The organism is Citricoccus sp. SGAir0253, assembly GCF_005877055.1.
Lineage (GTDB): Bacteria > Actinomycetota > Actinomycetes > Actinomycetales > Micrococcaceae > Citricoccus.
In genome coordinates this window covers 1,041,714-1,055,281 of record NZ_CP039424.1, presented here as the reverse complement: position 1 = coordinate 1,055,281, position 13,568 = coordinate 1,041,714, and the positions used below count along the sequence as shown (strand labels likewise).

At 76.0% G+C, this 13,568-nt stretch carries 9 protein-coding genes; 4 read left to right on the top strand and 5 right to left on the bottom strand.

Annotated features, from left to right (window positions below; all coding sequences use genetic code 11):
* The first annotated feature begins 8 nt into the window (after positions 1-8).
* The 3 genes from E7744_RS04835 to E7744_RS04825 all read left to right on the top strand — a co-directional run bounded on the left by E7744_RS04835 (position 9) and on the right by E7744_RS04825 (position 2,253).
* Positions 9-737, top strand: coding sequence for a 5-formyltetrahydrofolate cyclo-ligase (locus tag E7744_RS04835; protein WP_137773151.1), 729 nt, complete (start codon positions 9-11; stop codon positions 735-737).
* Between the two features lie 132 nt (positions 738-869).
* Positions 870-1,220 carry an FmdB family zinc ribbon protein gene (locus tag E7744_RS04830; RefSeq protein ID WP_137773150.1) on the top strand — a complete coding sequence of 117 codons (351 nt, stop codon included), beginning with the start codon at positions 870-872 and terminating at the stop codon, positions 1,218-1,220.
* 469 nt (positions 1,221-1,689) lie between these two features.
* The gene (locus E7744_RS04825; protein WP_137773149.1) at positions 1,690-2,253 is read left to right on the top strand and encodes a hypothetical protein; all 564 of its coding nucleotides are present in this window, start codon (positions 1,690-1,692) and stop codon (positions 2,251-2,253) included.
* Positions 2,254-2,522: 269 nt separating this feature from the next.
* On the opposite strand, the gene E7744_RS04815 is transcribed toward E7744_RS04825, so the two are convergent.
* A complete protein-coding gene (locus tag E7744_RS04815) occupies positions 2,523-6,653 on the bottom strand; it encodes a DUF4011 domain-containing protein (RefSeq protein WP_246858548.1) in 4,131 nt (1,376 codons plus the stop codon).
* A gap of 153 nt (positions 6,654-6,806) precedes the next feature.
* Positions 6,807-8,417: a glutamine-hydrolyzing GMP synthase gene (guaA, locus tag E7744_RS04810; RefSeq protein ID WP_168199760.1), complete on the bottom strand. Its 1,611-nt coding sequence runs from the start codon at positions 8,415-8,417 to the stop codon at positions 6,807-6,809.
* Positions 8,418-8,484: 67 nt separating this feature from the next.
* On the opposite strand from guaA, the gene E7744_RS04805 reads away from it, so the two are divergent.
* Entirely contained in the window at positions 8,485-9,822 is a 1,338-nt protein-coding gene (locus tag E7744_RS04805; protein WP_246858547.1) for an MFS transporter, read from the top strand.
* A 26-nt stretch (positions 9,823-9,848) separates the two neighbouring features.
* Here E7744_RS04805 and E7744_RS04800 read toward each other — a convergent pair whose 3' ends face one another.
* From E7744_RS04800 to E7744_RS04790, 3 genes are all read right to left on the bottom strand, one after another.
* Complete coding sequence (locus E7744_RS04800) at positions 9,849-10,355, bottom strand: DUF3817 domain-containing protein (protein ID WP_371415391.1); 507 nt, start codon at positions 10,353-10,355, stop codon at positions 9,849-9,851.
* A 173-nt stretch (positions 10,356-10,528) separates the two neighbouring features.
* Complete coding sequence (locus E7744_RS04795; protein WP_137773147.1) at positions 10,529-11,551, bottom strand: SURF1 family protein; 1,023 nt, start codon at positions 11,549-11,551, stop codon at positions 10,529-10,531.
* Positions 11,552-11,573: 22 nt separating this feature from the next.
* The gene (locus tag E7744_RS04790; RefSeq protein WP_137774845.1) at positions 11,574-13,499 is read right to left on the bottom strand and encodes a glycerol-3-phosphate dehydrogenase/oxidase; all 1,926 of its coding nucleotides are present in this window, start codon (positions 13,497-13,499) and stop codon (positions 11,574-11,576) included.
* Between the last annotated feature and the right edge of the window lie 69 nt (positions 13,500-13,568).

Sequence of the window (13,568 nt, the reverse complement as noted above, 5' to 3'; positions counted from 1 at the left end):
ATGGTGGGGTGTCCCCCAACGACCCCACGCCCCAGGACCAGCCCACCGCCGAGTACTCCGCGTCCCTGACCGGCCATCGCGGCTCCACGCCCCAGGAGACGCTGGCGTGGCGCAAGCAGGACACCCGCACGCTGTGGCGGGCCCGGCGCCGCGAGCTCGGCGAGGCCGAGCGGACGGCCCAGTCCGAGGCCATCACGCGCCACGTGCTGGAGTGGTACCTCCCGCGGGCGCGCCACCGGCGGGCCGCCGTCGTGATGTCCTACGGGACCGAACCGCAGACCGGGCCCCTGCGCGAGGCCCTGCACGGGGCCGGGATCGAGGTGCTCGTGCCGATCACCGAGCCCGAGCGGCAGTTGTCCTGGACCGCTTGGCACCCCGGCGTGGAACTGGCGCGGAGCGCGGTGGCGCCCATCGACGAGCCCGTCGGCGAGCGGCTGGGCGTGGAGACCATGGCGACCGTGGACCTCGTGCTGGTGCCGGCCCAGGTGGTGGACCTGCTGGGGATCCGGATGGGCCAGGGCGGCGGATACTACGACCGGTTCCTGGCCGGGGTGCGCCGGCTGCGGGAGGCCGGCGACGGCGGCCCCGTCACCGTGGCGAGCGTGTTCCGGCACGAGCTGATGACCCGGGGATACCTGCCCGCCGGGGAGTTCGACGAGCCGGTGGACGGCGCGGTGACCGCCGACGGCCTCACCTGGTTCGGCGACGGGGTGGACCCGCTGGCCGCCCGGGCGTGACGTGCCCGACGGCGGCCGCCCGGCCGGGGGTGTATCCTTAGCACTCGAAACGTGAGAGTGCCAAGCCACCCGGCCGACGGAGCGACCCGTCGTCCCGCGGACCGGCAACGGCTGGTCGGAAGGAGTAACCCCGTGCCCACCTACGCCTACGCCTGCAAGGACTGCGGTCACGCGTTCGACATCGTCCAGTCGTTCAGCGACGACTCCCTGACCGTCTGCCCCCAGTGCGAGGGCACCCTGCGCAAGAAGTTCAACTCCGTGGGCGTGGTGTTCAAGGGATCCGGGTTCTACCGCAACGACTCCCGCTCCGACCGCTCGGGCTCCACCGCCGGTTCCTCCACGGCCGCCGCGTCCGCCTCGGGCGACTCGGCGGCCTCCGCCGGATCGTCCTCGACCAGTGGCTCGTCCTCGTCCTCGTCCGACGCCTCGGCAGGCTCCTCCGCCCCGGCGCCGGCCAAGACGCCCGCCGCCGCCTCCGCCTGAGCCGGCCGCGCCCCCGGGCGCGGCCCGCCGCTCCCCCGCACCTCCCGCCGTGGGCGCGGTCCTGCACCGCTGACGCGGCCTGGAGCGTCGTCCGCTCCCGTCCCCTCGCCCGCCTCGAGGTGGACCCCTCAAGTGCTCTGATCGGGGCATGCCCGCCCCGCGCCTGCCCCGCTCCCCCGCCGTCTCTCCCGTCCGCTCCGCCGCACCGCCGGCCGGCCACCCGGGACCGGACGTGACCGCCCCGCCGCCCCGGGCCCACCGCGGCCCGTCCCGCGGCGCACCCCCACGACGCCCGGCGTCCCGACCCGACCGGTCCTGGCTGCGCCGGCAGCGGGCCGTGGTCCGGCGACGGCTCCGGACCGCGCCGCCCGCTGCGCTCACCCTGGCGCCCGGCGACGGCGGGGAGGATGCAGGCTTCCCGCGCCCCGCCGCCGGCCGCATCCGGCGCACGCGGCGCACGCCGCTTCGGGTGGCCCTCGCCGCCCTGCCCCTCCTGCTGGCCGTGGTGCTCGCCGTGCTCACCGGCGCCCGCCCGGCCCCGAACCATCCCGGCCGCGCGGAATCCCGCGAATCCGCCGGGGCTGTCGGCTCGCCCGACGCGGTCGTCGCCGCCCCCGACGGGTCGGCCCCGGGGGCACCACCGCGGCCCGGCACCGCCGGGGACGCCGTCCCCGCGCCCCTCGCGGGCGGCGCGCTCGGGGACGCCGACCCCACGGGGCCGACATCGGGGTCCGCCGCCGCCACCGCGAGGCCGGACCGGACGGGGGACATCCCCACGCCCCCGCGGGGCCACCGGCCGGTGGCGGTGCGTGTCGGCGACCCGGCCGCCCTGGCCCTCGTGGGGACCGGGGACGCGGTCGACGTGGTGGGCCTCGACGGCAGCGTGCTCGGGAAGGGCCTGGAGGTCCTGCGGGGCGGTGGTGGCGCGGGCCAGGCCGTGGTCCTGGCGGTCCCGGACGCCGACGCTCCCGCCCTCGCCGGGGCGGTCCTCTCGCTCGAGGTCACCGTGATCCGCTCGGCGGGGGCACCGTGACGGTCCCCTCCGGGCGGCCTACCCCCAGTGCGGCGGTCGCTGCTCCAGCAACCACCGGTCCCGCTCGGACAGCGCGGCGTCCCCGTCCCGGGAGGCCCGCTCGGCCCTCCGGGGGGAGGGCGCGGCCGGATCGGCGAGGTGCGGCTCCGGACCGTCCGCGGCGGCCGGGCCGGTCCCGGCGGCATCGGCCCGGCGGTGGCGGCGGCGACGCGGGGAGGGATCCCCTCCCGGCGCCGCGGACCGATCGGCCGGAGCGGAGGGGGCCACGCTCAGGACCGGCTGTCCGCGGCCGTCGACCCGGCCCCCGAGATGCCACCGGCGACGGCAGCGGACTCGGCGCCGTGCTCACGGGTCCCGGACGGGTCCTGGTGGTCCTCCTCGCCGTCCCGGTGGTCGAGGTCGGAGGGCTCGCGCTCCGGGCCGGCCTGCTCGTCGCCGGCCTGTGCCGGGCCGGCCTGCTCGGCTCCGGGCTGTGCCGGGCGGTCGTGCCAGGCGTCCGGGCCGGTCGGCGACGCGTCGCCGCCCGGGGCCGCCGCCTCCCCCGCCCCGGCCGCGCCAGGGGCGTCCGCGGCGGCGTCGGCACCGGTACCGGAGTCACCACCCGTCGCCGCCCCGGCACGGGAAGCGAGGCCCTCCTCGGCCAGGACGTCGCCGGGACCGTGGCCCGCCGCGGGCAGGCCCAGGAACGAGGCCACGGCCTGCGCGCAGCCGGCCGGGTCGGCGAAGACGTCGATCGTCCACAACGGGTGGTAGCGCCAGCCGCTGCGCTCGAGCTGCTGCGGCCGCTGGCGCGAGCGCTCGCGCACGGACATCGCCCGGTAGGCCTCGGAGCCGTCGGAGACCAGGGCCACGGGAGCGGCCTGCTCGGCGGTGGCCTGCCCGTCCCAGGAGGGCAGCCCCAGCGGGTTCCACACGGCCAGGTCGATGCTCCCGGCGTAGTCCGGGACCACGGTGCCGTGCCGCTGCTGCAGCCGGTCGGCCAGGTCGGCCACGAGCGGGTCCCGCGGCCGGGGTGCGGCGGTGTGGCCGGAGTCCTTGAGGTAGGTGGCGAGCAGCCCGTAGAAGTCGGCGGCGCCGTTGCCCAGGCGCTCGGGGTCCAGGTCGTCCGGGTGCACGCAGGTGAGCACGTGCAGGTGGCGCCGGGCGCGGGTCATCGCCGTGGCGTACAGCTCCCGGCCCCCGGCCTCGGAGAACGGCCCGAAGTGGTGGACCACGCGCCCGTGGGGCGTGCGGCCGTAGCCCAGCGTGAAGACGATGTGGTCCCGCACCACGCCCTGGGCGCGGGCCATGGGGGCCACGACGAACGGCTCCTCGGCCCGGTTGAAGAACGGCGCGGCCCAGGGGTTGTTCGGCAGGTTCAGCCGGATGGCCTCGGCCACGCGCCGGGCGTGCAGCGGGCTGGCGGTGATGACCGCCAGCGAGGCCTCCGGCCGCCGGCGGATGTGCTCGAAGACGAGGTCCATGGCGCGGTTCACCTCCGCCACGGTGGACTCCACGCCCTCGTCGCCGGCGCCGGGCATCCCGGTGCCGCCGGGCAGGAACTCCACGCGCACCGGGTGGTCGGAACCGGTCAGCTCGGCGGCCCCGGGCAGCATGTCCACGCGGCCCTCGTAGAGCTGCTCGCTGAGCAGTCGCGTGAGCCGGCGCTCCAGGCCGCGGTGCATGGTGTCGAGCTCGACGCAGGGCAGCACGCGCATCAGCGCGGTGAAGGCGGAGTCCACCTCGCGCGGCAGGACGGCGGAGGCCGTCGGGTCCACGGAGACATTGAAGGGCTTCGGCGAGCCCGAGGTGCCGTCGCCGAACGCGACCACCTGGCGGCCCCGGCTGATGGCACCGAGCGCCGTGCTCAGCGCCAGCGACTCGGCGTCGAGCAGGATGACGGTGTCGAAGCCCATCTCCGGCGGGAACTCGGCCAGCGCCAGGGGCGAGGTCGTCCAGACGGGGACGAGTGCCTGCAGCAGCTCCGGCTCCAGGCCTGCGAGGGAGTCCGGTCCGGGGCTGCCGTCCTTGAGCAGGGACCGCAGCACGCGGGCGGAGGCCCGGTGCTGGGTGTTCGCCCGCTTCCACTGCTGGGACATCCTCCAGCCCAGGCGCTGGGCCCCGCCCTCGAGGTGGGCGGTGTCCGCCAGCCGGTACTCGGCCTCGATCCGGCGCAGCGAGTCGGCGTCCATCATGGCGAGGTAGTCGTCCCCGGAGATCATCGCCTCCAGGGCGGACTGCCACCAGGCCAGCTCGAGCTCGGCGCGCAGCTGGTCGGTGGGGACCTCACGCTGCTGCAGGTCGGCCAGCAGCTCCTGCAGGCCGTGCTCGCGCAGCTGGTCCCCCACGAGCGTGCGCTCGGGCAGGGTCTTCAGCGTCTCCTGATCCGCCACGAGCCGGTCCAGCACCTCGCTGAGCTCGTCCACGGGCATCCGGTCCAGCCGCTGCGCCTCCGCGCCCGGCTCGGCCAGCATGCCCTGGAGGCGGGCCAGCTCGCCGGCCACCTCGGCGCCCTTGGCGGACAGGGCCTCGAGCCCCGTCGGGACGGCGGGGTGCCGCTTGGACAGGGCCCACTGCGCCCATTCCGCCCGCTGGGCCTGCACGTGGACGAGGGCCTCGTGCAGGTCCGCGACGTGCACGCCGGGACGGATGTACTCCTTGGCCACGCGGCGCAGCCGGGAGCGGGTCATGGAGGACATCTCCACCCCGTGCTGCTTGCGCCACTGGCCGGTGGCCGTGGCGGAGATCAGGTCCGTCACCGGGCGGTCGAAGATGTCCGGGGTGAACTGGTCCAGCGAGGCGCGCACCGCGGACAGCAGGCGGATCTGGCGGACCCACTCGGAGAACGTGTCCCCCGTGCGCAGCTGGGCCTGCTCGGTGGCCTGGTCGAGCTGGTCGCGCAGCACGGGCAGCGCGGCGGCCAGGTCCTCGGCCAGGCCGTAGGCCTCCTCCGTCTCCTGCACGTTGCGCAGCCGCGCGCCGTACCAAGGGCTCTCCGTGGAGGACCGGGAGAACGCCCCGAGCTCCCCGGCGCGGATGAGCTTGGCGACGGTCTCCTCGCGGTTGACGGTGGCGTCCAGCACGGAGCGCTTGAGCCGCACCGTGGTGGAGGGGGCCGGGTCCAGGGCGGTCAGCGCCGCGAGCGACTGCATGGCCTGGAACGGGGAGCACCCCCAGCGCTCGCGCGTGTTGTGCAGGCTGCCCAGGTGGTCGTTGAGCTGGTGCCGGCGCTCCACGAGCGTGGCGTTGAGCCGGCTGGTGGCGGGCTCCTGGGCCCGCTCCACCCGCAGCAGTGCCGCGATGAGCTGGCGGCGCACCGCGTCCGGCGTGGCGCCCGCGGGCAGGTCCAGCACCATGGAGTCCAGGTCCACCGAGCCGAGGCGGCGGCGGAAGTCGTCCAGGGTGGCGGTGCGCTCGGCGACCACGAGCACCCGCTTGCCGTCCGCGGCGAGCTGGGCGACGGCGTTGGCCGCGGTCTGGGTCTGGCCGGTGCCGGGCGGGGTGAGCACCACGAGGTCGTGGCCCACCCCGATGTGGTCGAGGGCCCGCTGCTGGGACGGGTCCGCGTCGAGGATCAGCGTCTCGTCCTGCGGGTCCCGCTCGTCCAGCGGCGGCAGGCCGGTGTCCTGCAGTTCGCCGCGGCGCGGGACCATGCCGGAGCCGGCGTCGTAGAGGGCGGAGACCACGGGATGGGTGGAGTCCACGACGTCCACCGAGGCGGTGTCCGCGAGGTCGGCGAAGGTGGAGACCAGCAGCCGGTGCTCCACCACCAGGCCGCGCACCTCGCGCCCCTGGGAGCGCAGCAGGTCCATGGCCGGCAGCGGCTCGAGCTTGGCGGTGGCGTAGGCGGCCCGCAGGTAGTCCTCGGGGTCCAGCGTGATCCGGAAGGCGTCCCGGAAGTAGCGGGCGAGCGCGGGGTTGAGCCGGGCGCGCTCGGAGATCTGCAGCTCGTAGTCGTCCTGCTCGCTGCGCAGCGTCAGGCTCAGCCGCGCCAGCAGCACCGGGGCGGACATCTGCGTGGAGCGGCCGTCCTCGATCGAGCGCCAGGTGGCCAGGCCCGTGGCGAGGTACCCGACGTCGATGCCCCGGTCCTCGGCCATCTCCTGGATCTTGCCCCGCAGCTGGCGGGCGGCCCCGCGGGCGGCCGCGAACTGCTCCGGGTCCCGCAGCAGGGTGGACAGGCGCGTGCGCCGGCCGGAGAGGAACTGCGACAGGCCGGAGGGGTGCGAGTGCGAGATGTCGATGCTGTTCGCCGTCGAGGGGGCGAACCGCAGCATGGTGTCGTTCTCGGTGCCGGACCCCAGCGAGGCCAGCCACGCCGGGAAGGTGGGACGGGCGTCCGTCCCGGCGCCGCCGTCGTCGGGACGGTCCCGGTGCGGCCGCGGAACGGCAGGGCTCTGCGTGGGGTCCTGCTCGGTCACAGTTGTCCTTCCTGCCGCCGGCCCCTGCCCCGGTCGCCCACGACGACGACCGGCGTCAGCCCGCCGGGGTGCGCCTATGCTTGGTTCCACGGTACCGAACGGCACCGGCTATTCCGTCGAGGGAAACGGTGCGGTCACCGCTCCCCCGACGGCTCACTCCCACTCGATGGTTCCCGGGGGCTTGCTGGTCACGTCCAGCACCACCCGGTTGACGCCGTCCACCTCGTTGGTGATCCGGTTGGAGATGCGCGAGAGCAGGTCGTAGGGCAGCTGCGCCCAGTCCGCGGTCATCGCATCCTCGGAGGTGACGGGGCGCAGCACGACCGGGTGGCCGTAGGTGCGGCCGTCGCCCTGCACGCCCACGGAGCGCACGTCCGCCAGCAGCACCACGGGGCACTGCCAGATGTGGCGGTCCAGGCCGGCGGCGGTCAGCTCGGCGCGCACGATCGCGTCGGCCCGGCGCAGCAGGTCCAGCCGCTCCTTCGTGACCTCGCCGATGATGCGGATGCCCAGGCCGGGGCCCGGGAACGGCTGGCGCCAGACGATCTCGTCCGGCAAGCCCAGCTCGGAGCCGACGGCGCGGACCTCGTCCTTGAACAGGGCGCGCAGCGGCTCGACGAGCTCGAACTCGATGTCCTCCGGCAGCCCGCCCACGTTGTGGTGGCTCTTGATGTTGGCGGTGCCCTCCCCGCCGCCGGACTCGACGACGTCCGGGTAGAGGGTGCCCTGGACGAGGAACTTCACGTCCTTGGCCTCCGGGTCGTGCCGCGAGGCCTCGACGATGTCCGCCTGGGCCTTCTCGAAGGTGCGGATGAACTTCTCGCCGATGATCTTGCGCTTGGTCTCCGGGTCGGTGACGCCGGCCAGCGCCTCGAGGAACACGTCCTCCGCGTCCACCATGACGAGCTTGGCCCCGCCCGAGGACCGGCCGAAGGCCTTCTCGATCTCCTCGGACTCGTCCTGGCGCATCAGCCCGTGGTTCACGTAGACGCAGGTGAGCTGGTCGCCCACGGCACGCTGGACCAGGGCCGCGGCCACGGCGGAGTCGACGCCGCCGGAGAGCCCGCAGATCGCGCGGTGCTCGCCGATCTGCTCGCGGATCAGCTCGACCTGCTCCTCGATGACGTTGGTGGTGGTCCACGACGGCTCCAGGCCGGCGCCCTTGCGCAGGAAGTTCTCCAGGACCTCCTGACCGCGCTCGGTGTGGCCGACCTCGGGGTGCCACTGCACGCCGTAGATGCCCTTCTCCGGGCTCTCGAACGCCGCCACCGGGGCGCCCGGGGTGCGGGCGGTGACGGAGAACCCGGCCGGGGCCTCGGACACGGCGTCGGCGTGGGACATCCACACGACCTGGTCCACGTCCTGGCCGTCGAAGAGCACGGAGGTGGAGCTGACCGCCTCGAGGCGGGTGGAGCCGTACTCGCGGGTGTGGGTGTGCGCCACCGTGCCGCCGAGCGCCTGGGCGATCGACTGGAAGCCGTAGCACAGGCCCAGCACGGGCACGCCGGCCTCGAGCAGCGCCGGGTCCAGGGCCGGGGCGCCCTCGGCGTACACCGAGGAGGGGCCGCCGGACAGGATCAGCGCGGCGGGCCGGCGGGCGAGGATCTCCTCGGCCGGCAGGGTGTGCGGGACGACCTCGGAGTACACGTTGGCCTCGCGGACCCGGCGGGCGATCAGCTGGGCGTACTGGGCACCGTTGTCGACCACGAGGACGGTCGGGAAGTCGGCGGCGATCTGCGGATTGTCAGCCTGGGTGGAAGTCACCCGTCAAGGATAGTCCAGGGCACGCCCCTCCCGGTCCCCCGCATACCCCCTCGGGTATGGTGGCCGGGTGACTGCGATTCCCGGTGCCGACACCGTCCCCCTCTTGCCGCGCGCCCGGGCGGCCCAGCGCCGTGCCGTGCGCACCCTGGCCACCGCCCAGGTCTTCTCCGGCCTGGGCAACGGCGCCACCCTGTCCCTGGGCTCGATCCTGGCCGTGCACCTGTCCGGGGCGGAGTCCACCGCCGGGCTGGTCAACACCGCGCTGACGCTCGGCTCCGCCCTGGTGTCCATCCCCCTGTCCCAGCTGGCCCTCGAACGCGGCCGCCGGGTGGCGCTGGGCCTGGGCCTGGGCGCCGGCCTCGTGGGCCAGGCGCTCATGGTCGCCGCCGTGGTGACCCGCTGGTTCCCCGTGCTGCTGCTCGGGGCGTTCCTCGTGGGCTTCGGCGCTGCCGTGAACCTCCAGGCCCGCTTCGCCGTGACGGACCTCGCCCAGCCCCGGCACCGGGGCCGGGACCTGTCCCTCGTGGTGTGGGCGGTGACCGTGGGCGCGGTCCTCGGCCCGAACATGGTCGGGCCCGGCGCCGTCCTCGCCGCCGCCCTCGGGGTGCCCGCCCACGCGGGGCCCTTCCTGATCTCCGGGGCCGGGATGCTCGTGGGCTGGCTCATCATCCTGGCCGGCCTGCGGCCCGACCCCCTGCTGCTGCGCCGCGAGCTCGAGGGCGCGACGGGGGCCGGGGCCCGGGCGCCGGCGGGCCCGGTGACGGGCACGGTGACGGCCCCGGCGCCCGGCCGTCGTCGCTGGAGCGCCGGATGGCACGCGATCCGCCGGCACCCCTCGGCCCGCGCCGCCCTGCTGTCCGTGGTGGCCGCGCACGCCGTCATGGTGGGACTCATGTCGATGACGCCCCTGCACCTGCAGCACGAGGCCGGCGTGGCCAGCGCCGAGCTGGGCCGGCACCCGGACACGGTGGTGCTGATCGGGTTCACCATCTCGCTGCACGTGGCGGGCATGTACGCGCTGTCCCCCGTGATGGGCGTGCTGGCCGACCGCTTCGGCCCCGGGCGGGTCGTCTCCGGCGGACTGCTCACCCTGCTGGCCGCCACCGCGTCCACCGGCCTGCTCCCCGGCGAGCACGCGGCGGTCGTGACCGGGCTCGTGCTGCTGGGCCTGGGCTGGTCCGCGGCCACGGTGGCCGGGTCCACCCTGCTCGTGGAGGCGCTGCGGCCGGAGGAGCGGGTGCCGGCCCAGGGGTTCTCCGATGCCCTGATGTCCCTGGCGGCCGCCGTGGGCTCCGTGGTGGCCGGTCTCGTCATGGGGTGGCTGGGCTACGCCGGCCTGTCCGCCGTGCTGGGCGTGGTGGTGCTGGTCTCGCTGGCCGGCGTGCTGCGCCTCGTGCGCCGCTGACGCCCCGTCGAGCGGCCGCCCGGGCCTCAGTACCGGCGCAGGGCCTCCGGGTGCTCGGCCATCTCCCGCTCCGTCTCGGCGTGGACCCGCCGCTCCACGATGAAGGACAGGAACGGCACCACGCCACCGCCGGCGATCAACAGCAGGCGCAGGCCGTGCCAGCGCATGAGGGACCACAGGCGGAACGCGGACACGAGGTAGACCACGTACAGCCAGCCGTGGGCGATCAGGACGGCGATGGAGAGGTTGACGCCGCCGGTCACGGAGTCCTCCGGCTGGAAGGACAGCGTGTTGGGGCTGCCGTCGATCCGGGTGCCGCCGGCGTAGAGCTCGGTGCCGAAGCCGTACTTGAAGACCATCTCCCCCACGAGCAGCAGCAGCATGATGCCGGTGATCCACGCGCAGACCTTGTACAGGCCCAGGGCGGAACGGATCTGCTGGTGGGTGCCCGCGAAGCGGCGCGGCGCCTGGCGCCCGGGCCGCGGCGGCGGGGCCGGCAGGTCGGCCTCGGTGATGTCCTCGGGGTCCGGCAGCGTGGCCGGGTCCACCGGCCCGCGGTCCCCGGCACCGGGGTCCTGCGCGAGGCCGCCCCGGGGCCCGCGGGCGGGGACGGGATCGCCGGCGGGCCGGTCCTCGCGGTGGGCGTCCTCGGGGGCGGGCCCTGCGGCGTGCGCTCCGGCGGTGTCCGGGCCGTGCTGGGGGGTGGTCACTGGTCCTCCTGGGGTGACGGGGGCCGGGACGCGGTGATCGTCCCGGAACGGGATGCGTCCGGGCGTGCGGACGAGGTGGCCGGGGTCCGGCCGTGGAAGCGCTCGTACTCCTCGACGGCCCGGCGCTTGGCCTCCCGGGCCTCGGCCCGGCGGCGCTCCAGCTCACGGGCCCGCCAGTCGGCCTCCCACCGGCGGTCGAGTTCCTGCTCCTCGCGCTCGCGCTTGACGTCGTCGCGCAGGAAGCGCCACCACAGGTAGAGCGCGAACCCGGCGAACACGACCCACTCGATCGCGTAGAAGATGTTCATCCAGTTGTAGGTGGTCTCCTGCGGCTGCGGTCCCACCCAGACGGGCTCCAGCTCGCCGCCGGGCGCCTTCGCCCCGACCTCCCGGCCCCCCGCGGGGGCCGGCGCGCCCGCGGCCTGGCCGTCCGTGGCCGCCTGCCCGTCCGCGCCGCCGGACGCCACGTCGAAGGCCACGACGAAGCCGGCATAGGCCGGGGCGTCCCACAGGTTGACCAGCTCGGCGGAGGAGAGGTTCGCCAGCACGTAGCCGTGCTCGGTCCGCTCCTGGCCCCGCGGCTGCGGGCCCTCGCTGGGCAGCAGGCGGCCGGTCAGCCGCACGGGGCCCTCGGGCGCGGGGTCGGTCGCGGCGGGGGCGTCGGTCCAGCCGCGCACCACGGGGATGAGTTCCCCGTCCGGGGCGCCGTCCACGGCGAGGGCGGTCACGGCCCAGTAGCCCTCCCGCTGCCCCTGCAGGCGCGGATGCACGAGCACGTCGGTGCCGGGCACGAACCGCCCGGAGAGGGTGACGACCTGGTCGGCCTGCGTGCCGAGCATGGCGTGGCCGGGCCGGAAGTGCTCGGTGAGGGGCACGGGCGTCTCGGTCTGGGTCAGCGGCGGCGGCGCGGAGGCCGCGTTGTCCATCTGCCACTTGCCGAGCAGCACGAAGACCGCGGACACCACGAGGGCCAGGATCAGTCCGGCGATCCACGCGGGTCTCAGGGCGGTCTTGAGCACCCATCAAGACTACGCGGTTTCTCTACCCGGCGTAGAACTCCGAGGTGGTGGGGCGGCCGCCCCGGTCCGGATCGCGGACCGACCCGTGCGCCGCCTCGACCAGCAGGGCGTGCGCCTCCTCGTCCGTGGCGGCCTGGCGCGTGGCCCGCTGGGCGCGGGTCCAGTGCCGGTACCGCTCGGCCTCCGCGGCGGCGCGGCCGGCGTCCCAGCCGAGCAGCGGCGCCACCAGCCGGGCGACGGGCCCCGCGGCGGCGGCCCCGGCGTCGTCGGCCTCGAACACGGCGCGCAGCCGGCGCGCCAGCACGTCCTGGACGGACCGGGCACCCTCTCGGGCCACGGCGTGCACCGCCTCGGCCGCCAGGCTGCCGGGCAGTCCCGGCAGCTCGCGGGCGAGCTCCGGGTCGGCCAGGGCCAGCCCGATCACCTCGGGGGCGCCGGAGCCGTAGCGGTGCAGCAGGGACTCGACGACGGCGGCCGGCAGCCCCGACTCGCGCGCCAGCAGGGTGCGCCGGTTCCAGGCCGGGACCCAGCCCTGCGCGCCGAGCAGCGGCAGGTCCGCGGTGCAGGACCCGGGGACGCCGGCGCCCGCGCCCGTCGCGTCCTCGCCGGTGAGCGCCCCGGTGCCGGGGGCGCCCGGCGCGGCGACGGCGGCGTCCACCGCGTCCGCGGCCATCGTCCGGTAGGTGGTCAGCTTCCCGCCGGCCACCACGGTGAGCCCGGGCACCGGGGAGACGACGACGTGCTCGCGGGAGATCCGCGCGGTCGAGCGGTCGGCCGCCGAGGCCGGCTCCGTGGGCGACTCCCCGAGCGGGCGGTCCTCCCCCGGCGGCACCACGAGCGGGCGCAGCCCGGCGAAGACGCCCACCACGTCCCGGCGCGTCAGCGGCTCGGCCAGCACGGTGTTCGCCCGCTCCAGGACGTAGTCGATGTCCGCGCTCGTGGCGGCGGGGCGGTCCGGGCCGAGGTGCCACGGGGTGTCCGTGGTGCCGATGATCCAGTGCCGGCCCCACGGGATGACGAACAGCACGGACTTCTCCGTCCGCAGGATCAGCCCGGCGCTGGAGGTGAAGCGGTCGCGCGGCACCACGAGGTGGATGCCCTTGGCGGCCGTGACCCGCGGCATGCCCTCCGTGAGCGCCTGCTCGCCGCCGTCCGGGAGGCGGACGGGGATCTCCCCGGTCCACACGCCGGTGGCGGTGATGACCCGGCGGGCGTGCACGGTGGACCGGTGCCCCGTCTCGCGGTCCAGCACCTCCACGCCGTGGACACCGGTGACGGCGCCGGCGATCCCGGTGCCGAGGTAGGCGGTGACCTCGAGCCGCGAGGCGCAGTGCGCCCCGTGCGCAGCGGCGGTGCGCACCAGCTCGATCACCAGCCGGGCGTCGTCCACCTGGGCGTCGTAGTAGCGGATGGCGCCCAGGTGGCTGTCCGGGCGCAGCCCCGGCGCGATGCGCGCCACGGCCGCGTGGCCCAGGTGCCGGTGCACCGGCAGGTGCCCCGTGCGGCCGGCGGCCATCCCGTCGTAGAGCGCGACGCCGGCCCCCACGTACGCCCGCTCCCACGCCTTGGCGAGCGGGTACAGGAACGGCACGGGCCGCACGAGGTGCGGGGCGATGTCCTCGACGAGCCGGCCGCGTTCGCGCAACGCCTCGTGGACGAGCGGGAAGTCGAACATCTCGAGGTAGCGCAGCCCCCCGTGGACCAGCTTCGAGGAGCGCGATGAGGTGCCCCACGCGAAGTCGGTGGCCTCGACCAGCGCCGTGGACAGCCCGCGGGTGGCCGCGTCCAGGGCCGTGCCCGCCCCGACCACGCCGCCGCCGACGACGAGCACGTCGAGCGGGTCCGCGGCGGTGGTGGCGGCCAGGGCCGCCAGCGTCCGCTCACGGTGGGCCGGGCCCAGCGCCCCGGCCGGCTCGGCCGCCGTCGGGGGCAGCGGCCCGGCCGCCATCGGGGGCACCGGCCCGTCCCCGCCGGCAGGGGCGGCGGGTCCGGGGGACGCGGGACCGGGGGTGGACAC

What these genes read in the sequence shown, in the direction of transcription:
- E7744_RS04790 (WP_137774845.1), bottom strand. Translation starts at nt 13,499, where the DNA reads ATGGCGGCCGGGCCGCTGCCCCCGACGGCGGCCGAGCCGGCCGGGGCG.